Consider the following 21,397-nt stretch of genomic DNA (forward strand, 5'->3'; position numbering starts at 1 on the left):
AAGCAGGCTGTTTGAAAGGAGATCCGCATGCAAAAGAAGCCGGCGGTTTGGTGGACCTGTCCGCCGGCTTTTCCTGCCGCCAGGCGTTCTCTCAAGCGGCATGCTTTGTTTTCCATTGAATCATTTCAACAGCATTCTGGAGATGACGATTCGCTGGATTTCCTGTGTTCCTTCATAAATCTGGGTAATCTTCGCATCGCGCATATAGCGCTCGACAGGGTATTCCTTTGTATAGCCGTATCCGCCAAAAATCTGAACAGCCTCTGTCGTCACCCTCATGGCCGTATCTCCTGCATAAAGCTTTGACATGGCCGATGCTTTTCCATAAGGCAGGCCTTCTGATTCCAGCCAGGCCGCCTGATAGGTTAAGAGCCTGGCAGCTTCGATTTCCGTCGCCATATCCGCCAGCTTAAAGCTGATGCCCTGCTGTTCGACGATCGGCTTGCCGAATTGCTTTCTTTCCTTTGCGTATGCCGTTGCAGCCTCAAACGCGCCCTGCGCAATGCCGACAGCTTGGGCAGCTATCCCGTTTCTGCCGCCATCAAGCGTCATCATCGCGATTTTAAAGCCCTCTCCCTCTTCACCGAGCCTGTTTTTCAAGGGTACGCGGCAGTTTTCGAATATAATCTCCGTCGTTGGAGACGAACGGATGCCGAGCTTTTTTTCTTTCTTCCCGACGGTAAATCCAGGGAATTCCTTTTCGATAATAAAAGCCGTTGCCCCACTATGCTTTTTTTCAGGATCAAGAGCAGCGAACACGATATAAAAATCGGCGATTCCGCCGTTTGTAATAAAGACTTTCGTTCCATTTAAAATGTATTCATCCCCATCTTTTACAGCGGTCGTTTTCATTCCGCCCGCATCAGAGCCTGAGCCCGGTTCGGTTAATCCGTAGGCTCCGAGCTTTTTCCCAAGGGCCATCGGTTTTAAATATTTTTGCTTTTGCTCTTCAATTCCGAAGGCATAAATGGGCCAGCATGCCAGCGATGTATGGGCGGACAGCGTGACGCCGGTTGACGCGCAGACCTTTGAGAGCTCTTCGACCGCAATCACATATGCCAAATAATCGCTGCCGATTCCGCCGTACGTTTCAGGCCATGGAATCCCCGTCAATCCCAAATCGGCCATTTTCGCAAACAGTTCTTTATCAAAACGTTCTTCTTCATCCCGCTCCCTCGCTGTCGGCTCAACCTCATGCTTCGCAAAATCGCGGACCATTTTCTGAATCATTTGATGTTCCTCAGACAGATTAAAATTCATATCTTGCTCCCTCCTGGCGCCTTATACATGCTTGCTGATGACAATTCGCTGGATTTCGCTTGTACCTTCATAGATTTCGCATACTTTTGCGTCCCTGAAATACCGTTCAGCATTAAAATCTTTTGTGTAGCCGAAGTCTCCAAGCAGCTGAACTGCCTCAGCCGCCACGAACATCGCCGTTTCTGAAGCAAACAGCTTGGCCATCGATGCCGCTTTTCCGGTCTTCATGCCCTGCTCCTTCAATGATGCCGCTTTATAGACGAGAAGCTTTGCCGCCTCGACCCTTGTCGCCATATCGGCCAGTTTGAAGGCAAGCCCCTGCCGGCTGTTATTCAGCTCTCCGTTCGGATAGCGTTTTTTCAAAAAAGCGGAAGCCTCAGAAAATGCGCCTTCGGCAATCCCGAGAGCCTGCGCGGCAATTCCGATTCTGCCGGTATCAAGGTTTGACAATGCCATCTTGAACCCTTTGCCCTCTTCTCCGAGCAGCTGTCCTGATGGAATGACGGCGTTGTCAAAATTCAAGGTGACCGTTTGTGAACCGTGCAGCCCCATCTTTTCCTCATTTTTTCCGATGTGGAAGCCCGGTGTGCCTTTTTCCACGATAAAAGCCGATATGCCCCTCGTTCCCGCTTCAGGATTTGTTGAAGCAAATACGAGATAGACATCCGCTTCTCCTCCGTTTGTGATAAAGACCTTTGTGCCGTTTAAAACGTACACATCCCCGCGTTTTTCCGCTTTCGTTTTGAGGCTTCCCGCATCAGAGCCCGAGCTTGGCTCTGTTAAACAAAAGGCCCCCAGGCATTGTCCTGCCGCAAGCTTTTTAACGTAGCGCTCTTTTTGTTGATCATTTCCGTATAATAGAATCGGAATCGTGACAATTGACGTGTGAACAGATAAAATCGCACCCAACACCGCACTTGTCTTAGACAGCTCATGAATCGTTATAATATAAGAAATAAAATCCTTTTCAGCCCCGCCGTATCCGGCAGGAATCGGCAGTCCCATCCAGCCGCGTTCCGCCATTTTCTTTATAATGGCGGTTGGAAAATTCCCTTTTTCCATTTCCGGCACTAAGGGCGCTGCCTCCTGTTCGGCAAACTGTCTGACCTGCTTCTGCATGCGCCTTTGTTCGGCTGTAAAATGAAGGTTCAATATCGTCCCTCCTGTTCAATTGCCACCGTACGTATAAAACCCTTTGCCCGTTTTCTTCCCGAGTCTGCCCGCGCTGACATATTGCCTCAGAAGCGGACACGGTCTGTATTTGTCATCGCCGAAGCCTCTGTGCAGCGTTTCCATAATATACAGGCACGTATCAAGGCCGATCAGGTCTGCCAAAGCGAGCGGCCCCATCGGATGGTTCATTCCGAGCTTCATGATTCCATCAATGCTTTCCTTTTCCGCAACCCCTTCATATAAGGCAAAAACGGCTTCATTGATCATCGGCATCAAAATACGGTTTGAGATAAATCCGGGGAAATCGTGGACTTCAATCGGAACTTTGTCGAGCCTTTCAGCCACGGTAACGACGGCGTCATAGGTTTGATCGCTCGTCTCAAGCCCCCTGATAACCTCGACAAGCTGCATGACGGGCACCGGGTTCATAAAATGCATGCCGATGACGTTTTGCGGTTTTTTTGTAACGGAAGCAAGCTCTGTAATCGACAAGGAGGATGTATTGGATGCCAATATGGCTCCTTCTTCAGTCTGTTCATCCAAACGCTTGAAGATGTCTTTTTTGACGTCCATATTTTCGATAGCGGCTTCAATGATCAGGAATGCCCCTCCTGCGTCTTCAAGCGATGCCGACGGAGACAGACGCTGATAAATTCGCTTTACGTCTTGATGAGGCATCCTTCCTTTTTCCGCCTGTTTGACAAGCTGGCCGGAAATCCGTTTCATCCCTTTTTGAATTTGATCATCTGATACATCATACATGTATACATTGTAGCCGGACTGCGCGCAGACCTGTGCGATCCCCGATCCCATTTGGCCTGCGCCGATGACCATAATCGTGTCTTCCCTCATATGATACTCCCCCTTTTATACTTGAATCATGACGGCATCTCCCTGGCCGCCCCCGCTGCAAATCGCCGCAATGCCTGTGCCGCCTCCGCGCCGCCTTAATTCATACATGAGCGTCAATATGATTCTTGCACCGCTGGCGCCGATCGGATGGCCGAGCGCGATCGCGCCGCCGTTGACATTGACCTTATCCATATCAAGCCCCGCGATTTGCCCGCTTGCCAAAGCGACGGCCGCAAAGGCTTCATTAATTTCAAACAGGCTGATATCGGAAAGCTCTGCTCCTGTTTTTTTCAGCAGTTCATTGATGACAAGTCCGGGCGTTTTTGGAAAGTCTTTTGCTTCAACAGCGATAGAGGCATGGGCCTTCATCACGGCGGCGGGCTTCAAATTCATCGCTTTGGCCTTTTGATCGCTCATGATGACGAAGGCACATGCGCCGTCATTCACACCAGGGGCGTTGCCCGCCGTAATCGTACCATCATGATCAAAGACGGGCGCCAGCATGGACAGGCGTTCAAACGATGTATCCCTTCGCGGGGCTTCATCCTGGTCCACTGTCAGCTCTCCGCCCCTTTGTTGCGGAATCTTCACAGGAACAATCTCTTCCCCAAGCGCCCCTGAGGCAGCGGCCCTGACCGCCCGCATATGGCTTCTGAGCGCCCAGCGGTCTTGCTCTTCCCTCGTAATCTGCAATTCTTTTGCCGCAGCATTTCCATATGATCCCATATGCGCACCTGTAAATGAGCAGGTCAATCCGTCCATGATCATCAGGTCCTTAACCGATCCATCCCCCATTCGCAAGCCCCATCTCGCTTTTTTGAGGATATAAGGGGCATTGGACATCGATTCCATCCCGCCCGCGGCAATGACGTCTGCGTCGCCGGCGCGGATGATTTGATCCGCGATCGTTACGCTTCTTAACCCGGATGCACATACTTTATTGATCGTTTCCGTTTTGACATCCCACGGCAGCCCCGCATGCCGTGCCGCCTGCCTTGACGGCAGCTGTCCCTGGCCTCCTTGCAGAACGCTCCCCATGATGACTTCATCAATATCCTCAGGACTGACTCCCGACCGTTTCAACGCCTCTTTTAGGGCAATGCCTCCAAGTTCTGATGCCGTTTTCGCCTGAAGCGCTCCTCCCAGTTTTCCGAAAGGCGTTCGCGCCCCATCGATGATAACCGTTTTGACCATTTCTCCCTCTCCCCCGCATCTGTCGTTTGAATGGTGAAAAAGAAGGCGGAGATCCAGCTCACACCTTCTTTTTAAACCTGAAGCATACCTTATGAAGCATGCTCCTTCTCTTCCGCGCCAAATACGGCGCGTTCAAGCAGTTCGGCCACGTCGTATGTGCCGATTTGATCATCCAGCTCCTTTGCTTTCGTTCCGTCGCCAAGCATCGTAAGGCAGTACGGACACCCCGAGCTGATGACCGAAGGGCCGGTAAGCAGCGCCTGTTCTGTTCTGGCCACATTGATCCTTGTTCCCGTCTCCTCCTCCATCCACATGAGGCCGCCCCCGGCTCCGCAGCACATCCCGTTTTCCCGGCTCCGTTCCATTTCGACTAAGCGTACGCCCGGTATTGAACGGAGGATCTCACGCGGAGGATCATACACTTCGTTATAGCGGCCCAAATAGCATGAATCATGGAAAGTGACCGTTTCATCAACCGGAAACTCCGGTTTAAGCCTCCCGTCCTTAATAAGACCTGCCAGAACTTCTGTATGATGATAAACATCCGCTTCAAGACCAAAATCAGGATATTCATTTTTAAACACATTGTATGCATGAGGATCGATCGTTACAATTTTTCGAACATCGTTTTTCTCAAATTCTTCAATGTTTTTCGCCGCAAGCTCCTGAAATAAAAATTCATTGCCGAGCCGCCTCGGGGTATCGCCTGAATTCTTTTCTTTATTTCCTAAAATCGCAAATGTGACGCCTGCTTGATTGAGAAGGCGGGCAAAAGCCATCGCGATTTTTTGGCTTCTTCTGTCATACGAACCCATTGAGCCGACCCAAAACAAATATTCAAATGATGCGCCTTTTTTCTTCATTTCCTTTACCGTCGGCACCTCGACATCCTCTCTTATATCGCGCCAGTTTTCACGTTCTTTTCTGTTTAATCCCCAAGGGTTGCCTTGTCTTTCAATGCTCGTCATGGCGCGCTGGGCATCGGTGTCCATTTTTCCTTCCGTCAGCACGAGATAGCGGCGGAGATCAATGATCTTGTCGACATGTTCATTCATGACCGGACACTGGTCTTCGCAATTCCGGCAGGTCGTACAGGCCCAAATTTCTTCTTCGGTAATGATGTCACCGATTAAGCTTGGATTGTAGATCTCTGAAGCGGCCGCTTCCCTTGACCCTTCTCCCCCGGCGGCCAGCGCCAGCTGATTTCCCTTTGTATGCCGAAAAAGCGGCGCCGGAACCCAAGGCGTTTTTGAAGTCACTGCTGCTCCCTTTTCCGTTAAATGGTCTCTGAGCCGCAATATCAGGTCCATCGGCGAAAGCATTTTTCCAGTGCCTGTTGCCGGGCACATATTTGTACAACGGCCGCATTCCACACATGCATAAAGATCGATCAGCTGGGACTGCCTGAATTCTTCAATGCGTCCGACTCCGAATGTCTCTTTTGATTCATCTTCAAAATCGATCTTTTCAAGTTTTCCCGGGTTTGTCAGCCGGCTGAAAAAGACGTTTGCTGGTCCGGCGATCAAATGGGCATGCTTGGACTGGGGAACATAGACCAAAAACGTCAGCAAAATCAAAAGGTGCGCCCACCACGCCGCATAGAAAACGGCTCCTGCCGCGGTTTCACCCATAAAGCCAAATACGTATGCGGCCAGAGAGGCCGTCGGTTCAGTCCATGACAGCGAATGCCCGCGCCAGATAATATTCATCCCGTTCCCAAGCAGGACGGTGAACATCAATCCACCGATCAAAAGCAGGACGATGCCCGATTTGAAGTTGCGTTTCAACCTGACGAGCTTTTCAATATACCGCCTGTAGAAAGCCCAGCCGACCGCGAGCAGGATCAAAAGCGTCACGATTTCCTGAAAAAACGTAAACACCGGATATCCTTTTCCGAGAGGCAGCCCTCTGCCAGGCAAAAGCCCTTTGATAATAAAATCGAGCGCTCCAAACTGGACGAGAATAAAACCATAAAAAAAGATCACGTGAATGATTCCGCTCTTTTTATCTTTGAGCAGCTTTTTTTGCCCGAACACATTCTCCCATATTCTTTGAAGCCGTTCTTTAATCCGTTTATCAAACACTTCTTTTTGCCCGAGCCTGATATAGCTGATTCTCGTTCTGACCAGATAGATGAACAGATAAACGGCGTAAGCGGTTACACCAAGAAATGCAATGAAATTCAACCACAGCAAAAAACTCACCACCAGCTCCCCCTTTCATTTCCGTAACCTGATCTCCCCTAAATGAATACCCCGTCTGTCTATCTTTATCTTAAATAATGAATGAGCGTTCAGTCAATGCTTTTTCATAAATCTTGCAATTGGGGAGACACTAATGTGTACACGCAAAAAGGGAGTGTCTTCAATGGTTCCGCTTATGATCATTCTGTTGATTATCACGCTGCTTGTGCTTGATTTTTATTTCGGACGCAAAGCTTTTCAAAAAAAAGCTTATGAACCCGTTTTTCCCGAGAAAAAAAGCGACATTGAACTGATTCATAATGGAGAAGATCTGTGTGAGCGGATCATGGACGATATACGCCAAGCCGCATCATCTGTCCATGTCATGTTTTATATTATTAAGCATGATGACATCAGCCTTGAATTTCTGAACGTGCTAAAAGACAAAGCAGAAGCCGGCGTATCCGTCTACTTGCTGATCGACCGGATCGGCGCCATGAAAGTGAAGCGAAACATCTTGCGAAGCTTAGAAGAAAGCGGGGCGCACGTTCACTTTACAAACCGTCCCTCATTTCCATTTTTCTTTTATCGGCTGAACGCCAGGAATCATCGAAAAGCAGCGGTGATCGACGGAAAGATAGGCTATGTGGGCGGCTTTAACATTGCGATGGAATACCTTGGAAAGAAAGCGGAATTCGGGCCGTGGAAGGATTATCATTTGCGGATGACAGGCGAGGGTGTCGCTGATTTGCAGCACGTTTTTTTAACGGATGTAAAAAGAGAAGCGCCTGAGGCAAAGCCGAAAAGCGATGTATTTCCCCCTTTGCATAAAGGGTCTGTCACTCATACCATGCATGCCACCAGAGGTTTTACACTTGAGGAAAAATACGTTTCATTTATTGACCAGGCAAAAGAAAGAATCATGATTTGCACACCTTATTACATTCCGAGCCAAGCCCTGCAGCAAGCAGTGTTATCAGCGAGAAAGCGGGGCGTGATCGTGTCGATCCTTATTCCGATGAAAGCTGATCATCCGCTTGTCAAAGAAGCGGCCTTTACGTATTTCAATGCCCTTTTGGAAGCAGGCTGTTTTATTTATCGGTATTACAGGGGTTTTTACCACGCCAAAGCCTTGATTGTCGATGATCGGCACGCGATGATCGGGACTTCGAATTTTGATAATCGAAGCTTGTTTTTAAATGATGAAATGAACGTGATCATCCATGATAAAGAATGGACGAAGCAATTTTTGCATGTTGTCAAGGAAAGCGTCGAACATTCCGAGCTTCTGACAAGGGAGCGGTATGCAAGGCGCCCGCTTTTACAGCGGCCTGTCGAATGGCTGGCAAGGTCGGTTGCTTATTTTTTGTAATCACATTGTCATGTTTACCATATCAGCACCGCGGGTAACAATTCACCAAAGTGGATATTTGATTACATATGGAGGGATGTACTATGAATACAGCAGAGTCTATCAAACTGCGCGCGCAGTCCATGACCTTGAAAAACCTGATCGAGCTGTACCGCCTTTGCCGTTCAGCCAAACATCAGCTTTATATATGTTCCAAAAAAACGATGTGTAAAATTAAAGATTTGATCGAACTGGAAATGTTCAGGATGGCCAATTGGGAAAAAGAATGCCTTATTGTGATTGAAGGGAAAGAAGCGGGGACTTTAGTTCAAAAAGCGAGGTCAATTATTTCTAATAGCAGGGCAGGGACTCAGTAAGGAAGGGCTGCCCCCTTCCCATTCCTCTGATTTTTTATAGCCCGTAGCTTTTCTCGACCGCTTCCATATTCAATTTTCTCATCAGCAGCTTCTGATGATGCTCAGGTCTTTCAAATCCGTATTGTTCATAAAGACCGTGCGCATCATCAGTCGCCAGCATCAGGCATACGCCGCCGAGCTTCGGGTGGCTCACGATCGCTTCAACAAGCTTCTTCCCCAGGGAACGGCCCCGGTATTCAGGAAAAATAAAGACGTCGCACACCCAGCCGAAGCGGACAAAGTCCGTGATCACCCTGGCGAATCCGGCCTGCTTCCCGTCATCTGCATACAATCCGATACAAAGCGGCGCATTCCGAATCATTTCGTTGACAAGCTCCTGTTTGATCCCTTTTGCCCAATACGATTGCTCGCTTAAGAAATGGTGGATGCGTTCAATATTAAGTTTCTTTTTATTTGTCGAAATAAAAAACCCGTTGCCTACATCGATGTGTTCCGTCTCCATCATTGCCGCCTCCTTCGCTTGATTCCCTTTACCATACCATGAAATTTCAAGTCATATGCCGCAAAACATAAAAAATCCCTTATCCAAAGATAAGGGATTTTTTGTTTACATTTTTTCAGGCGCGGAAACGCCGATTAGTTTAAGCGCGTTATTGAGGGTGATCTGCGTTGCTTTCATCAATGATAAACGCGCACGGCTTTTTTCTTCATCTGCCGGATCGAGCACTTTCTCGGCATTGTAAAAGCTGTGGAGCACGGATGCCAGTTCAAATATATAATTTGTGATGCGGTGAGGTATCCGTTTTTGAGCGGCATCGGCGACAGCCTCAGGGAAAGTGCCGATCACTTTTAGTACATCATATTCTTTTTCAGAGGATATCTTTTCCAGTTCAAGATTCCCTCCTGGCAGAAGCCCTTTTTCTTCTCCTTGACGCAGCATGCTGCAAATTCTCGCATGTGCATATTGCGCGTAGTATACCGGATTCTCGTTTGATGAAGAAACGGCAAGGTCCAGGTCAAAGTCCATGTGTGTGTCGGCGCTGCGCATCGCAAAGAAATAGCGGACCGCGTCAAGGCCGACCTCATCGATCAAGTCACGCATCGTCACGGCTTTGCCCGTTCTTTTGCTCATCTTCATTTTTTCGCCGTTTTTGTAAAGGTGCACAAGCTGGATGATCTCGACCTCAAGCGTTTCTTTATCATAGCCGAGCGCTTCAATGGCCGCCTTCATGCGCGGAATATAGCCGTGATGATCCGCGCCCCATACGTTGATCAATTTTTGAAAACCGCGGTCAAGCTTGTCTTTATGATAGGCGATGTCCGGCAGGAGGTATGTGTAGGAACCGTCGTTTTTAATCAGCACGCGGTCTTTGTCATCGCCAAATGCCGTTGATCTGAACCATGTCGCCCCGTCCTCTTCATAGATATGCCCTTTTTGACGAAGCGTTTCAAGCGCCTTATCGATTTTTCCGTTTTGGTAAAGCGAGGTCTCGGAATACCAGACATCAAACGGGACCCGGAAATTCTCGAGATCTTCGCGGAGCTTGCCCAATTCGTATTTGAGGCCGTACTCGCGGAAAAAGGCAAGGCGCTCGCTTTCTTCTTCATGAATAAAGCGGTCGCCGAACTCTTCGGCGAGCTTGCGGCCGATTTCTTTAATGTCCTCGCCGCGGTATCCGTCTTCAGGCATCGGCTTTTCCTTGCCGAGCGCCTCAAAATAACGGACTTCGACGGAAAGTGCGAGGTTGTTGATTTGATTGCCGGCATCATTGATATAATATTCGCGGCTTACATCATAGCCCGCTTTTTCAAGTATGTTGCACAGGGAATCACCGACTGCGGCGCCGCGGGCATGTCCCAGATGAAGGTCTCCTGTCGGGTTTGCCGACACAAATTCAACCTGAACGCGCTCTCCGGCGCCGACATTCGTTTCGCCGTACGCTTCTCCGGCTTCAAGCACGGCGGGGATGAGCTTTGTTAAATATTGATTATCCATGTAAAAGTTGATGAATCCCGGCCCCGCAATATCAAGCTTATCAATTGACGCTTTTCCTTTATCAAAGGAAGCGACAATGTCCTCCGCAATGCTGCGCGGCGCTTTTTTCGCGATTCTTGCCAGCTGCATCGCCATATTTGTCGAGTAATCGCCGTGGGCTTTATCTTTCGGCACTTCCAACACGACTTCCGGAATATCCGCCGCCTCAGCCAGCCCGGCTTTTATGACCGCCTCTTTGATTTCCTGCTTCAGCACATCCTTCATCTGTTCGACTATATTCATAAATCATGTCCTCCTCTATACGAAATCGACATTTTATGTAAGTGCTTTTGATCATCGCTTACAAGCATATCGTAGACAATATTGATATTTCCGTTTAACGGCTGGTGATTGACCGATATATCCTTTGTGTTAACCCCCAGTTCGAGCCTTCCGAATGGCATTTTATAATGGGTGACCGTACGGCTTCCCCGTATAAAACGCTGCTTCATTTCAATCGCGCCGGAACGCATGACCAATACCTCATTTTCACTTGCTTTAACAATGGTTTTGACCTTGCCGGCCTCATGCTCTTCATGATAGGAAAGGTATACTTTATCTTTTTTCATATAATAAAATCCGGTTGTCCGGAATTCAATCGTTTCCAAGTCTGATCCTTCCTGGATAACAGATTTCACATGAATCTTTACGGGTGTCTCCCGATCCATTCCGACACATCCTTTTTCATTCGGATTTGACTTGATTAGTATAATCATTCAAGGATAAAAGTTCAACCGCTGTCCCCTTATATACATCTTAACAGAACAGCGCTTAATATAAACACTTTTTAAAGAAATCGTCAATTATAAAAAGCTGTCCGAAAATGGACAGCTTGACTTATTTTACCCAGCCGAGCAGCATTTCGCGAATCAGCTTGCTCGCCGTATTCGCCGTCTGCTCAGAATGGTCGTACACCGGCGCCACTTCCACAAGATCCGCCCCGGCGACTTTCACATCAGAACGGGCAATCTCATGGATGGATGCAAGCAGTTCTTTCGATGTGATGCCTCCGGCGTCAACCGTGCCCGTTCCAGGCGCATGAGCCGGATCAAGGACATCGATATCGATCGTCACATAGACCGGACGGCGGGCGAGCTTAGGAAGGATTTGCCGGAGCGGTTCGAGCACTTCAAACTTGGAAATGTGCATGCCGTTTTCTTTCGCCCATTCAAACTCTTCTTTCATGCCTGAGCGGATTCCGAATGAAAAGACATTTTCCGGACCGATCAATTCCGCCGCTTTGCGGATCGGCGTTGAATGCGAGAGCGGCTCCCCTTCGTAATCGACGCGGAGATCTGTGTGCGCATCCATATGGATGATGGCCAGATCCGGATATTTTTTATACATCGCTTTAATGACAGGCCAAGAAACAAGGTGCTCCCCGCCCATCCCGAGCGGAAATTTCCCCTTTTCCAAAATGCTGTCGACAAATTCTTCGATCATATCAAGACTGCGCTGAGGATTGCCAAAAGGCAGGGGAATGTCGCCCGCGTCAAAAAAGCGGACGTCCTCAAGCTCCCTGTCCAAATAAGGGCTGTATTCTTCAAGCCCGATGGACACCTCGCGGATTCGCGCCGGACCGAAACGGGAGCCGGGACGGTAGCTGACCGTCCAGTCCATCGGCATGCCGTACAGAATGGCCTCGGCATCCTCCCAATCCGGGCGGCTTGCGATAAATACCTTTCCGGAATATGCTTCATCAAATCTCATGTTCCATAAACCTCCTGAAAAAAAGCGCAGAATCTCATCCTGCGCATCGGCTTTTTATTTGATTAAATCGCTGACGAATTTCGGAAGCACGAATGCCGCCTTATGAATATCTTTTGTATAGTATTTCGTATCGATGTCAAAGAAGCGGCTCTCCTCCACTTCAAGAGGATCGTATGTTTTCGATCCGATTGTAAACGTCCACAGACCGCTTGGATATGTCGGGATATTTGCCAAATACAGCCTTGTAATCGGGAAGATCTCCTTCACATCGTGCTGAACGTTTGTAATCAGCTCAGGCGTAAACCAAGGGTTGTCCGTTTGGGCGACAAAGATGCCGTCTTCTTTCAGCGCTTTGGAAATTCCAGCGTAAAAGCCTTTCGTGAACAGGTTGACGGCCGGACCTACAGGCTCTGTGGAGTCAACCATAATAACATCATACTCGTTCTCAGATTCGGCGATGTGCATGAAGCCGTCGCCGACTTTCACTTCGACGCGCGGATCATCAAGCTTGCCCGCGATTGCCGGAAGAAATTTCTTCGAGTATTCGATGACCTTTCCGTCGATATCGACAAGCGTAGCTTTTTTTACGCTCGGATGCTTCAAAATTTCGCGGATGACGCCGCCGTCGCCGCCGCCGACGACAAGCACCTGCTCCGGGTTCGGATGAGTAAACAGCGGAACATGAGCTACCATTTCATGATAAACGAACTCATCTTTTTCAGATGTCATGACCATGCCGTCCAAAAACAGCATGTTTCCGAATTCTTCAGTTTCCGCCATTTCAAGCTTTTGGAATTCGGTCTGCTCTGTATGTAAAGTCTTGTTGATTTTCATTGTAATGCCAAAATTCTTCGTTTGCTTTTCTGTATACCAAAGTCCGCTCAAAGCTTCATCTTCCTTTCAATATGAGCTGTATTCCCATCTATTTTTCTCGTCTCTGGCGACGATTATTCTGCAAGCAGGATCGGCTTTTGCCTAAAGAAAAAGTATAGAGGAGTTAAAGGAAATTGTAAAGACGGCTCTTCAGGTGAAACGGCGAAAACCGTTTGAAATTTTCAAGTAAATAAAAACAGCTTCTATAAAGAAATTTCCGAAAAATTCAAATTGAATAAATTCCCTTAATATAATTTAAAGTATTCACATTGGATAATTTTTCTTTTATAATAATCAAGCTTATTTCCTTTGGGAATAAAAAATATCCTTATTATGCTTACTTTTAATCAAATCTGATTTTTCTAGTTTCAAAAAGGGATTAAGACCTGTGCAGCTATTTGATAATTAGTTGCATGCAATAAAATTCCATCAAAAGATAATTTATCGATATTTTTCCTTAAAATACTTTACTTTTTACCTATAAAGGAATAATATGAGAAAGTATTTTAAAGAAAGGAAGGGATTATATTGAAAAAAGTTTTTATGATAGTCGCTTTAGCCGTCATGGTTATTGCACCTATCAGCGCATCAGCTGCTACTTGGTATAAGAAAAATGTCACACTGCCACGAACAGGAGATTGGGATACGGTAGGCAGAAAAGCTGTTTCTAATACTCAAGGAACGTTTGTTAGTAAGAATAGTCATAAGGTGTACTCTTGGATTGAAGTGCATGCTACCGATAAACAAGTAGGGCCGGACAGGACATGGGATGGCGGGGAAAAACATCCCCACGCCCAATATCATTATACTGGATTAAAAGGTGCTAAATTGCATGCGTCCTTTAAAACAACATGGATAAACTACTTCACGACAACTGCACATGTTGAATGGGCTCCTTAAAAATACAAAGTGGTGAGAAAGCGCTGTTCCAGCAGCGTTTTTTCACTTTAAAAAAGGAAGGTTATTATGAAAACAAAAAACTACTTTCTGCCTTTTAAACAGCAGCAACTGCCGTTGTTGGTAATTATACTGTTATTCCCTTTAAGCATTACTGTGTTCGAATTCAACCGTTTAATAAATGGAACGGGTATTAACGCTTTGGTATTCCATGGTTATTTCAGCAATATTAATCCTTCTTCATTAGTATTCCCGCTTTTAGTTGTATTGCTTGTTTCGGAAATAGCAGCAAGAGAATGGCTGAGTGATATGCGGATATGGAGCATCATGCGGATTGGCTATAAACCATACATCTCCAAAAAAATATGTTTTATATTAGCATGTGTATGTTTATACATACTTCTCGGTGATTTTCTATCACTTCTTTTTTTGGGGATTACCCACGGTTTTCAATGGGCTTCTGATCCAAGGATCATTGCTCCCGGATTAAACGGCATTTTTGGTCAATTCCAGACTACTACAATCCTGATTTGCCTTCAGATGATTCAAGCTATTGGATATGCCTTATGTTCCCTATGGATTTTGCAATTTGCAAAACGTATTTGGGAAACGATTGTTTATCCGTTTATTTTGATTGTCCTTTTACCGATTATCCTGATGAACTTAATGGCAATCCCTGAATCTTGGGTACCATCCTATTCTAACGATCTTCTGATTTATGAACAGGAAAGCGGATTGCATTCCCTTGAAATCAACACCATCACATGGCTTGGGTTTGCAGCAATCTATGCTTTCCTGCTATTTATAACGTTATCATCCAAAAGAAGAAAGGGGCTTGTCCGATGATCGCAGAACTTCACGGGGTGCAAAAACGATTTAAAGGAAAACGCGTATTAGAAGATATAAATTTAACAATAAATGAGAATGAAATCGTCGGAATTGTCGGGGGAAATGGTTCAGGCAAAACGACTATTCTAAGACTGCTGGCTGGATTAATGTATGCCGACCGCGGAGATGTCATTGTTCATGGAAAAAAGATAAAAAAAGGACAATTTCCCGGCAATATCGGTTTATTGATTGAAACCCCCAGGTTTATCGAACGTTTATCCGGATATGAAAACCTGCAAATGCTCGCTAAATTAAAGGGTGAGATCGGGGAAGCGGAAATCCGATCTACTATGGAAAAATTCAAGCTCGATCCCCATTTAAAAGATGCTGTTAAAACTTATTCACTTGGTATGAATCAACGCTTAGGCCTTGTACAAGTATTTATGGAGAAACCAAAATTACTTCTTCTTGATGAGCCTACAAACGCTCTTGATGAAGATAGCAAAAAGCGCTTTGAAGAAATGATTTTTGAAGCGCGGCAGCAAGGCGCCGGCATCGCTTTAGTTTCACATAATAAAGAAGAGATTAAGCGTTTGTGTGATCGTGTGTATATGCTTGAAGAAGGCGTTTTAAAGGAAGTTCAACCGGTATGATGAAACACGTTTTAAGGCTGCATATAGTCGGGCGCTGGAAAAGGCTTTTACTGATTTTCTTGCTTTCGGGAGCAGCGGTCTCTGTTTTTCCACCCGTTTATTTTCCAATTTCAGCGGTTCCGTCGCTGCTCGACTGGCTCTTGGAAGTCAGCGGTTCCCTGCTTGTGATCGCTTTTTTTGCCGGGCTGTCTGTTACATTGTTATGTTTCGATACGACACAATGGTTATGGACGCCGTTTGGAACGGCCTCATTGGCTCGTATTTCTAAACGCAGTACACTTTTTTGGGCCTATATTACGCTTGGAACATCTATTGCCGCCTATGTTGTTATCATATTAATATTTTGGAGCATTGTTATTGGCTATTTTAAATTCGGCGGCTACGCACACGCAAATTCCCATCCGTTTTTCCAATTAACCGATTCGCCTTTTTGGTTTGTCGTCTCGCGCTGGTTTATTGATTGGTGGTGTTTATGCTTTATCGTATTTTTAGGAATGACCGGGGCATTTATAATGAAAAAAGTACTGATCTCATTCATGCTATCTTTAGGATGGTCATTTGGAATAACAGGCCTTTTTAAAGCAAACATATCTTCCAAAGGCCTAATCCCCGGAGAAGGAATGATATTATCGGTTCATGCATATGGAGCTGATCCCCTAATAGTCATGCTGTCAAATGAATGCGCCGTTCTTCTTCTATGGTTTGTTTTTTATCGAATCATTGTTCAGACAAACCTTGTCATGCCGAGGGCAGACCGATGATGAGAAAACGAATCAGCATCATTTGGTTATTGCTAGGATCAGTTTCTTTGTGGGTGAAGCAATCGCTCGATTTAAGAGTGTGGAACAATGAAGGAGGGCCATTAGATGTAGCGGTTGTTTTCACAAACAGCACCCCAGCCGATTCCATCTTATGGATTGGTTTTTCTCTTTTCGGGGCGCTCTTTGTGTTAAGCAAAGTTTCGGACACACGTGAATTATATCCGTTATTTCCCGGCCGGATCCTATCCCGAAAACGCTTGATTATCAAGGAAATGATGACAATTTATCGGCGGACGGGAGCCTATGTGCTGCTTGTTTGTTTTACAGCAGCTTGGGGAGGGCCTTTTACATCAGGGACCGTTTTTTCTTTTCTATATGCTTGGATCGCTCTCAGTTTTTTAGTAGCTGTGCTACTTTTACTTGAGAACCGGTACGGAATATGGCTTGTACTGCTCATTTTCTCAACCATCGCTCCGCTTTCATCATTCCTTCCGTGGATGTATGGGCAGGGCTATGAAATTTGGCTGCAAGGAACAGCTTTTTTCCATACTTGTTTATTACTTGTTTTAACAACGGGATCCTCCTTTCTATATTTAATGCAAATGAAGACGGCAAATTGGGGATGATCATTTTTTAAGAGACGCATGTTCACCGTGCGTTTTTTCTTTTCTTTTTGTTTAAATCCTCCTCTTTTTTCTCATAATGATAAGAACATTTGATAATCTGAGAGGAGATTTTTAGCATGGACATGATGACGAACAAGCGGGTCCGTTTGACCATCAAAACGATACGGGCTTTTTTGTTCATGGGAATATTGATGCTGCTCTTCCTTTCAATCATCATCATGACGGTGATTCTGGCCGCACGCTGGCAGGGGGCTCCTTCCGTTCAGGTGCCGAGATCAACCGTGCTTTATGACGGCAGCGGAAAACAGATGGGTGAAACCCATTACGGACAAAAGCGGTATTGGGTGCCGCTTAAAGACATCAATCCCGCTGTCATCGATGCAACGCTGACCGTTGAAGACCGGAATTTTTTCCGGCATCACGGTTTTGATTATGTGCGGATGGCCGGCGCCGCCATTGCCGATCTGAAAGCGATGTCCAAGGTCCAGGGAGCCAGCACCATTACCCAGCAATATGCGAGAAACCTCTACCTCGGCCATGATAAAACATGGAAAAGAAAGTGGACTGAAGCCTTTTACACGATACGGCTCGAACAAAACTATTCAAAGAAAGACATATTGGAAGGCTATTTAAATACGATTTATTACGGGCACGGAGCCTATGGAATCGAAGCAGCCTCACGCCTTTACTTCGGCAAGCGGGCCAAGGATATTAATGCAGCCGAGGCTGCGATGCTTGCCGGCATTCCGAAAGGACCGTCGGTTTATTCGCCTTTTGTTCATGAACAAAAAGCGAAGCAGCGGCAGGAAATGATTTTGACGATGATGGAGAAAGAAAACAAACTGACCAAAAAACAGGCGGAAACATTAAAAGACATGCCGCTCACATATGAAAAACAACAACAGCAAACAGAGGCAAAGACCGCTCCATACTTTTACGATGAGGCTGTCAAAGAAATCGCCCGCGTACTGAACCTGACGCCGGAGCAGGCGGAAACCGGCGGGTACAACGTGTATACGACGCTCGACCCCCGCCTGCAAAAAATCGCCGAAAAGACGATCAACCATATAATCGATCCGGAGTCCGGCATTCAAGCGGGTTTTGCCGCAGTCAATCCTGATGACGGAAACGTCCTCGCTCTCGTCGGAGGGCGGAATTATCAAAAAAGTCCGTTCAACCGCGTGACACAGGCGCGGCGTCAGCCCGGCTCAACGATGAAGCCTTTTCTTTACTATTCCGCGATTCAAAACGGCTTCACACCGGCAACGAGAATGAAAAGCGCGGAAACGACATTTGAACTCGGAAATGGAGGCGCATATTCTCCGAGCAATTACCATGGCTATTACGCGGACGGTCCGATTACCCTGCTTCAGGCCCTCGCTTTGTCCGATAATATTTACGCCGTAAAAACACACCTTTTTCTCGGAATGGACAAACTGATGGATGCTGCCAAGCGATTCGGCATTACAAGTCCGCTGCAAAAAGTGCCTTCGCTGGCTCTCGGCACTTCGCCGGTGAAGCCGATTGAAATGGTGAATGCATACGCCATGCTGGCAAACGGCGGAAAGAAAATCGAGCCGTCTTTCATTACGAAAATCACCGATTCAAACGGCAGGGTGCTGTATGAAAAACCGGACCGCCATAAGCAAATTCTTGATCCAAAAGCCGCTTTTATTACGGCTGCCATGATGACCGGCATGTTTGATCCATCACTGAACGGCTACACATCCGTAACCGGACGGACGATCGCCGATCAATTGACCCGGACATATGCCGGAAAATCGGGAACGACCAGTACGGACAGCTGGATGATCGGTTTTCATCCGGGCCTGGCTTCAGGCGTATGGACCGGCTATGACAAGGAGCGGACGATCGATATCGTAGAAGAAAAAAATTATGCCAAACAAATTTGGGCGGAGTTCATGGAAAAAGCCCTTAAAGATGAACCAGCGGCCGCATTAGAACCGCCTGAAGGCGTAAAAAGCATGTATATCGATCCCTCTACAGGGTATGCCGCGGCTCCGAGCTGTCCGTCCAAGCATCTCGCCTATTTTATCGAAGGAACCGAGCCGAGCCAGGTTTGCTTTGGCAAAGAAACCTATCAGCATAAAAAAGCCGAACCGGACAGTCCCGCAAAACCGCAAAAACGGAAGAAATGGTGGGAAAAGTGGTTCAGGAGAGATGAATAAACCCCCGGGCCCTTACCCGGGGGTTTTGCATGTCTATTCCTGAAGCAGTCCTTTTTTCAGCTCATCTGACGAACGATCCCAAAGCCCCTGATCGTGTTTTTTCAAAAACTCGCCAAGCACGCTTTTTGAATCTTCATCCATATGATCGACGATAATCTTCCGCTTCATGGACTTATCCATCAAATTCACATGCTCCGGAAGCGATTTATAGCCGCGGCGGATGCTTCTGTCCACCGTCATTTCACAAGCCGTCACACCTGCGTAGTAAGGGCCTTCCTCCTTGCGGTCAATGGTGACCCAGACAAGCCAATAAGGCTTCCCATTGGGCACCTCCTCTTTATTCGGAAGAAATTTGATCCCTTTCTCGACAGTGCTTCTTGCATGCATAGCGCCAATATCAACAAACGCTTCCTTTTCGGTCACGTCGACAATGACGGGCGAAATGTTGTCAAGACTGAGCGAGCCCGCTCCAAATCCTCCGTGTCCATCGGTGGGGTCGCTTTTAATGATATTGAAGCCGATTGTTTTTTTCTTTTTTCCTTGTTCCATCAAAAATACCTCCTACATCAGCGGCCGAAAAACGATGTTGAATATCGATATGATCAATTCCCGTCCATCGTTGAGAAATGGCCAGAATACATATTGCCCAAGCGGCGTAATGACGATAATCAGAAAAACGATCGAGCCGTAAGCCTCATACTTTGTCAGCTTCGCCCGCACATCAGGCGCGACGACGTCCTGTATAACCCGGAAGCCGTCAAGCGGCGGAAACGGCATCAAATTAAAAAGAAATAAAAGCAGATTTAAATTAATCCAAATCGTAAAAAACTGAAACAATCCGTGATAAAAAGCAGTCGGCAGCACAGAAGTCAGCTTTGCAGATAACACTAACAAAACAAAACCGAGCAAAGCAAGAACAAGGTTGCTGATCGGGCCGGCAATCGAGACGAGAAATCCGGCAAGCCTCGGCTTTATAAAATAAAAGCGGTTGACGGGTACGGGCTTCGCCCAGCCAAACCCCATCAAAAATATCAAAATCGTCCCAAACGGATCAAGATGTTTGAGGGGATTCAGCGTCAGCCTTCCCTGCCGTTTGGCCGTTTCATCGCCAAATTTATACGCCACATACGCATGGGCGACTTCATGCACGGTAAATGCGGCGGCAAGCGTCAATACGACATATGGAATCATTTCGAGCGGATATATCAAAAAACGGTCTAAAATGGCATTTTCCCTCTTTCCCGTATACAAAGATTTGCTATCTTAAGTATACTATAAGAGCAACTGATGCTAAAGTGAACGACCATTTTTTCAAAGGAGGAATCAATATGCCGTATGTAACCGTACAAATGCTGGAAGGACGCACTGACGAACAAAAAAGAAACCTTGTCGAGAAAGTGACAGAAGCCGTCTCTGAAACAACGGGGGCGCCGAAAGAAAAAATCGCTGTCATTATTGAAGAGATGAAAAAAGAACATTATGGCGTGGCCGGTAAACGAATGAGCGATCTATAATCAAAAAGGCGCCTGCCGCTTCATGCAGGGCGCCCTTTTTGATTATTTATACCAAGCCTTGTTGTTTGAGATCTGACTGTTGTGGGCCGAATCCCAGACATCGGCGGTATACGCATAATCGTAGTTCATAATGCAGCGAATCCCGCTTCCTTGTGCATCATGATTCAAACCGAAGTTATGGGAAAATTCGTGTGTAGCCGCTTTGGCGGTATTGGCCGTTCCCTGATCGAGGTTGACGCTGTATGCGCTGCCGCTCGGCTTGCTGCTGTACACGTATGCGATGCCGCCGGCGTCGAACTTGCTGTTGGCGGTAAACCCGACAACAAATTTATACTTTCCTCCGCTGAAGCTGCTTCGAAGGTTTGAGAGAATCTGAGAGCTGTTGCCGCCGATAGACGTCCAGGGCGCTACAGCCTCCACGACAAAATCAATGCTGTGATCGCGGTTGAACATCACATCAGCCTGCTCGACGATTTGGACGATTCTCGTCTGCCAGTCACCGTATTTCGCGCGATACTGGGCATCCGCCACAGCCAGAACGCTTACCTTTTGGGTCCCTGTTGATGCCTGTGTTGAAAATTCCCCTCCGCTTGTATTCTTTTTGAACGTTTTCGTTCCGGTGACATCCCCTTTTTCATCCAGTATCTTCGTGACCGTTGTTCTTTCAATTTGAACTTTACCGTTCAAATCTTTAAAACTGTTAGCTTTCGGCAATGATTCGACATAGTTTCCTTTTGCTTCATGTGCGTGGCCATGATCGTGGCCGCTTGTTTTGGCGGCTCCTGCCGTTATTCCGGGAAGCAAACCGGCGGACAATAGTAGAGAAAAAAATAAAGAACGTTTTTTCACTTTCAACCCCTCCTTTTTTTTGAACGAATTATAAATTCTTCCAATCATCTGAAAATTCCTTCAATTCAGATA

22 protein-coding genes are annotated in these 21,397 nt (G+C 46.8%); 9 read left to right on the top strand and 13 right to left on the bottom strand.

Annotated elements, in window-relative coordinates; genetic code table 11:
• Window positions 1-120: 120 nt before the first annotated feature.
• From R5H20_RS21495 to R5H20_RS21515, 5 genes are all read right to left on the bottom strand, one after another.
• The gene (locus R5H20_RS21495) at window positions 121-1,260 is read right to left on the bottom strand and encodes an acyl-CoA dehydrogenase (RefSeq protein ID WP_006639445.1); all 1,140 of its coding nucleotides are present in this window, start codon (window positions 1,258-1,260) and stop codon (window positions 121-123) included.
• A gap of 21 nt (window positions 1,261-1,281) precedes the next feature.
• The gene (locus R5H20_RS21500) at window positions 1,282-2,412 is read right to left on the bottom strand and encodes an acyl-CoA dehydrogenase family protein (protein ID WP_006639446.1); all 1,131 of its coding nucleotides are present in this window, start codon (window positions 2,410-2,412) and stop codon (window positions 1,282-1,284) included.
• Between the two features lie 15 nt (window positions 2,413-2,427).
• Window positions 2,428-3,285: a 3-hydroxybutyryl-CoA dehydrogenase gene (locus R5H20_RS21505; RefSeq protein WP_006639447.1), complete on the bottom strand. Its 858-nt coding sequence runs from the start codon at window positions 3,283-3,285 to the stop codon at window positions 2,428-2,430.
• Between the two features lie 15 nt (window positions 3,286-3,300).
• Window positions 3,301-4,479, bottom strand: coding sequence for an acetyl-CoA C-acetyltransferase (locus R5H20_RS21510; RefSeq protein ID WP_006639448.1), 1,179 nt, complete (start codon window positions 4,477-4,479; stop codon window positions 3,301-3,303).
• Window positions 4,480-4,568: 89 nt separating this feature from the next.
• The gene (locus R5H20_RS21515) at window positions 4,569-6,683 is read right to left on the bottom strand and encodes a (Fe-S)-binding protein (RefSeq protein WP_006639449.1); all 2,115 of its coding nucleotides are present in this window, start codon (window positions 6,681-6,683) and stop codon (window positions 4,569-4,571) included.
• Window positions 6,684-6,846: 163 nt separating this feature from the next.
• On the opposite strand from R5H20_RS21515, the gene cls reads away from it, so the two are divergent.
• On the top strand, window positions 6,847-8,034 hold the full coding sequence (cls, locus tag R5H20_RS21520; RefSeq protein WP_006639450.1) for a cardiolipin synthase: 1,188 nt from the start codon (window positions 6,847-6,849) through the stop codon (window positions 8,032-8,034).
• A gap of 83 nt (window positions 8,035-8,117) precedes the next feature.
• Window positions 8,118-8,390, top strand: a complete 273-nt coding sequence (locus R5H20_RS21525; protein ID WP_006639451.1) for a hypothetical protein — start codon at window positions 8,118-8,120, stop codon at window positions 8,388-8,390.
• A gap of 34 nt (window positions 8,391-8,424) precedes the next feature.
• On the opposite strand, the gene R5H20_RS21530 is transcribed toward R5H20_RS21525, so the two are convergent.
• The 5 genes from R5H20_RS21530 to speE form a co-directional block, all read right to left on the bottom strand.
• Window positions 8,425-8,895 carry a GNAT family N-acetyltransferase gene (locus tag R5H20_RS21530; RefSeq protein ID WP_317907701.1) on the bottom strand — a complete coding sequence of 157 codons (471 nt, stop codon included), beginning with the start codon at window positions 8,893-8,895 and terminating at the stop codon, window positions 8,425-8,427.
• 102 nt (window positions 8,896-8,997) lie between these two features.
• Window positions 8,998-10,668 (bottom strand): arginine--tRNA ligase, encoded by a 1,671-nt coding sequence (gene argS, locus R5H20_RS21535; protein ID WP_006639453.1) that lies wholly within the window; start codon window positions 10,666-10,668, stop codon window positions 8,998-9,000.
• Window positions 10,665-11,093 carry a YwiB family protein gene (locus tag R5H20_RS21540; protein WP_006639454.1) on the bottom strand — a complete coding sequence of 143 codons (429 nt, stop codon included), beginning with the start codon at window positions 11,091-11,093 and terminating at the stop codon, window positions 10,665-10,667. The genes argS and R5H20_RS21540 overlap by 4 nt, the downstream gene beginning before the upstream one ends.
• A gap of 169 nt (window positions 11,094-11,262) precedes the next feature.
• Window positions 11,263-12,135, bottom strand: a complete 873-nt coding sequence (gene speB, locus R5H20_RS21545) for an agmatinase (protein WP_006639455.1) — start codon at window positions 12,133-12,135, stop codon at window positions 11,263-11,265.
• 54 nt (window positions 12,136-12,189) lie between these two features.
• Window positions 12,190-13,020 (bottom strand): spermidine synthase, encoded by an 831-nt coding sequence (gene speE / locus R5H20_RS21550; RefSeq protein WP_006639456.1) that lies wholly within the window; start codon window positions 13,018-13,020, stop codon window positions 12,190-12,192.
• A 516-nt stretch (window positions 13,021-13,536) separates the two neighbouring features.
• Here speE and R5H20_RS21555 point away from each other — a divergent pair.
• The 6 genes from R5H20_RS21555 to R5H20_RS21580 all read left to right on the top strand — a co-directional run bounded on the left by R5H20_RS21555 (window position 13,537) and on the right by R5H20_RS21580 (window position 18,962).
• Window positions 13,537-13,908: a hypothetical protein gene (locus R5H20_RS21555; RefSeq protein WP_006639457.1), complete on the top strand. Its 372-nt coding sequence runs from the start codon at window positions 13,537-13,539 to the stop codon at window positions 13,906-13,908.
• A gap of 66 nt (window positions 13,909-13,974) precedes the next feature.
• Window positions 13,975-14,751, top strand: a complete 777-nt coding sequence (locus R5H20_RS21560; RefSeq protein WP_006639458.1) for a hypothetical protein — start codon at window positions 13,975-13,977, stop codon at window positions 14,749-14,751.
• Window positions 14,748-15,386, top strand: coding sequence for an ABC transporter ATP-binding protein (locus tag R5H20_RS21565; RefSeq protein ID WP_006639459.1), 639 nt, complete (start codon window positions 14,748-14,750; stop codon window positions 15,384-15,386). Before R5H20_RS21560 ends, R5H20_RS21565 begins: the two co-directional genes overlap by 4 nt.
• The gene (locus tag R5H20_RS21570) at window positions 15,383-16,147 is read left to right on the top strand and encodes a hypothetical protein (RefSeq protein ID WP_006639460.1); all 765 of its coding nucleotides are present in this window, start codon (window positions 15,383-15,385) and stop codon (window positions 16,145-16,147) included. The genes R5H20_RS21565 and R5H20_RS21570 overlap by 4 nt, the downstream gene beginning before the upstream one ends.
• A complete protein-coding gene (locus R5H20_RS21575; RefSeq protein WP_006639461.1) occupies window positions 16,144-16,773 on the top strand; it encodes a hypothetical protein in 630 nt (209 codons plus the stop codon). Before R5H20_RS21570 ends, R5H20_RS21575 begins: the two co-directional genes overlap by 4 nt.
• 116 nt (window positions 16,774-16,889) lie before the next feature.
• Window positions 16,890-18,962, top strand: a complete 2,073-nt coding sequence (locus tag R5H20_RS21580; protein WP_006639462.1) for a transglycosylase domain-containing protein — start codon at window positions 16,890-16,892, stop codon at window positions 18,960-18,962.
• A 33-nt stretch (window positions 18,963-18,995) separates the two neighbouring features.
• Here R5H20_RS21580 and R5H20_RS21585 read toward each other — a convergent pair whose 3' ends face one another.
• Window positions 18,996-19,511, bottom strand: a complete 516-nt coding sequence (locus R5H20_RS21585; protein WP_006639463.1) for a YwhD family protein — start codon at window positions 19,509-19,511, stop codon at window positions 18,996-18,998.
• A gap of 12 nt (window positions 19,512-19,523) precedes the next feature.
• A complete protein-coding gene (locus tag R5H20_RS21590) occupies window positions 19,524-20,153 on the bottom strand; it encodes a site-2 protease family protein (RefSeq protein ID WP_051056701.1) in 630 nt (209 codons plus the stop codon).
• A gap of 137 nt (window positions 20,154-20,290) precedes the next feature.
• Between R5H20_RS21590 and R5H20_RS21595 the strand changes: the two genes are divergently transcribed.
• Window positions 20,291-20,476 (top strand): 2-hydroxymuconate tautomerase, encoded by a 186-nt coding sequence (locus R5H20_RS21595; RefSeq protein ID WP_006639465.1) that lies wholly within the window; start codon window positions 20,291-20,293, stop codon window positions 20,474-20,476.
• Between the two features lie 42 nt (window positions 20,477-20,518).
• On the opposite strand, the gene R5H20_RS21600 is transcribed toward R5H20_RS21595, so the two are convergent.
• Window positions 20,519-21,325, bottom strand: a complete 807-nt coding sequence (locus R5H20_RS21600; RefSeq protein WP_006639466.1) for a zinc-dependent metalloprotease — start codon at window positions 21,323-21,325, stop codon at window positions 20,519-20,521.
• Between the last annotated feature and the right edge of the window lie 72 nt (window positions 21,326-21,397).

It is taken from the genome of Bacillus sp. KICET-3, assembly GCF_033261025.1.
Lineage (GTDB): Bacteria > Bacillota > Bacilli > Bacillales > Bacillaceae > Bacillus > Bacillus sonorensis.

What these genes read in the sequence shown, in the direction of transcription:
- R5H20_RS21495 (WP_006639445.1), bottom strand. Translation starts at nt 1,260, where the DNA reads ATGAATTTTAATCTGTCTGAGGAACATCAAATGATTCAGAAAATGGTC.
- R5H20_RS21505 (WP_006639447.1), bottom strand. Translation starts at nt 3,285, where the DNA reads ATGAGGGAAGACACGATTATGGTCATCGGCGCAGGCCAAATGGGATCG.
- R5H20_RS21510 (WP_006639448.1), bottom strand. Translation starts at nt 4,479, where the DNA reads ATGGTCAAAACGGTTATCATCGATGGGGCGCGAACGCCTTTCGGAAAA.
- cls (WP_006639450.1), top strand. Translation starts at nt 6,847, where the DNA reads ATGGTTCCGCTTATGATCATTCTGTTGATTATCACGCTGCTTGTGCTT.
- R5H20_RS21525 (WP_006639451.1), top strand. Translation starts at nt 8,118, where the DNA reads ATGAATACAGCAGAGTCTATCAAACTGCGCGCGCAGTCCATGACCTTG.
- R5H20_RS21530 (WP_317907701.1), bottom strand. Translation starts at nt 8,895, where the DNA reads ATGATGGAGACGGAACACATCGATGTAGGCAACGGGTTTTTTATTTCG.
- argS (WP_006639453.1), bottom strand. Translation starts at nt 10,668, where the DNA reads ATGAATATAGTCGAACAGATGAAGGATGTGCTGAAGCAGGAAATCAAA.
- R5H20_RS21540 (WP_006639454.1), bottom strand. Translation starts at nt 11,093, where the DNA reads ATGGATCGGGAGACACCCGTAAAGATTCATGTGAAATCTGTTATCCAG.
- speB (WP_006639455.1), bottom strand. Translation starts at nt 12,135, where the DNA reads ATGAGATTTGATGAAGCATATTCCGGAAAGGTATTTATCGCAAGCCGC.
- R5H20_RS21560 (WP_006639458.1), top strand. Translation starts at nt 13,975, where the DNA reads ATGAAAACAAAAAACTACTTTCTGCCTTTTAAACAGCAGCAACTGCCG.
- R5H20_RS21565 (WP_006639459.1), top strand. Translation starts at nt 14,748, where the DNA reads ATGATCGCAGAACTTCACGGGGTGCAAAAACGATTTAAAGGAAAACGC.
- R5H20_RS21570 (WP_006639460.1), top strand. Translation starts at nt 15,383, where the DNA reads ATGATGAAACACGTTTTAAGGCTGCATATAGTCGGGCGCTGGAAAAGG.
- R5H20_RS21575 (WP_006639461.1), top strand. Translation starts at nt 16,144, where the DNA reads ATGATGAGAAAACGAATCAGCATCATTTGGTTATTGCTAGGATCAGTT.
- R5H20_RS21580 (WP_006639462.1), top strand. Translation starts at nt 16,890, where the DNA reads ATGGACATGATGACGAACAAGCGGGTCCGTTTGACCATCAAAACGATA.
- R5H20_RS21585 (WP_006639463.1), bottom strand. Translation starts at nt 19,511, where the DNA reads ATGGAACAAGGAAAAAAGAAAAAAACAATCGGCTTCAATATCATTAAA.
- R5H20_RS21590 (WP_051056701.1), bottom strand. Translation starts at nt 20,153, where the DNA reads ATGATTCCATATGTCGTATTGACGCTTGCCGCCGCATTTACCGTGCAT.
- R5H20_RS21595 (WP_006639465.1), top strand. Translation starts at nt 20,291, where the DNA reads ATGCCGTATGTAACCGTACAAATGCTGGAAGGACGCACTGACGAACAA.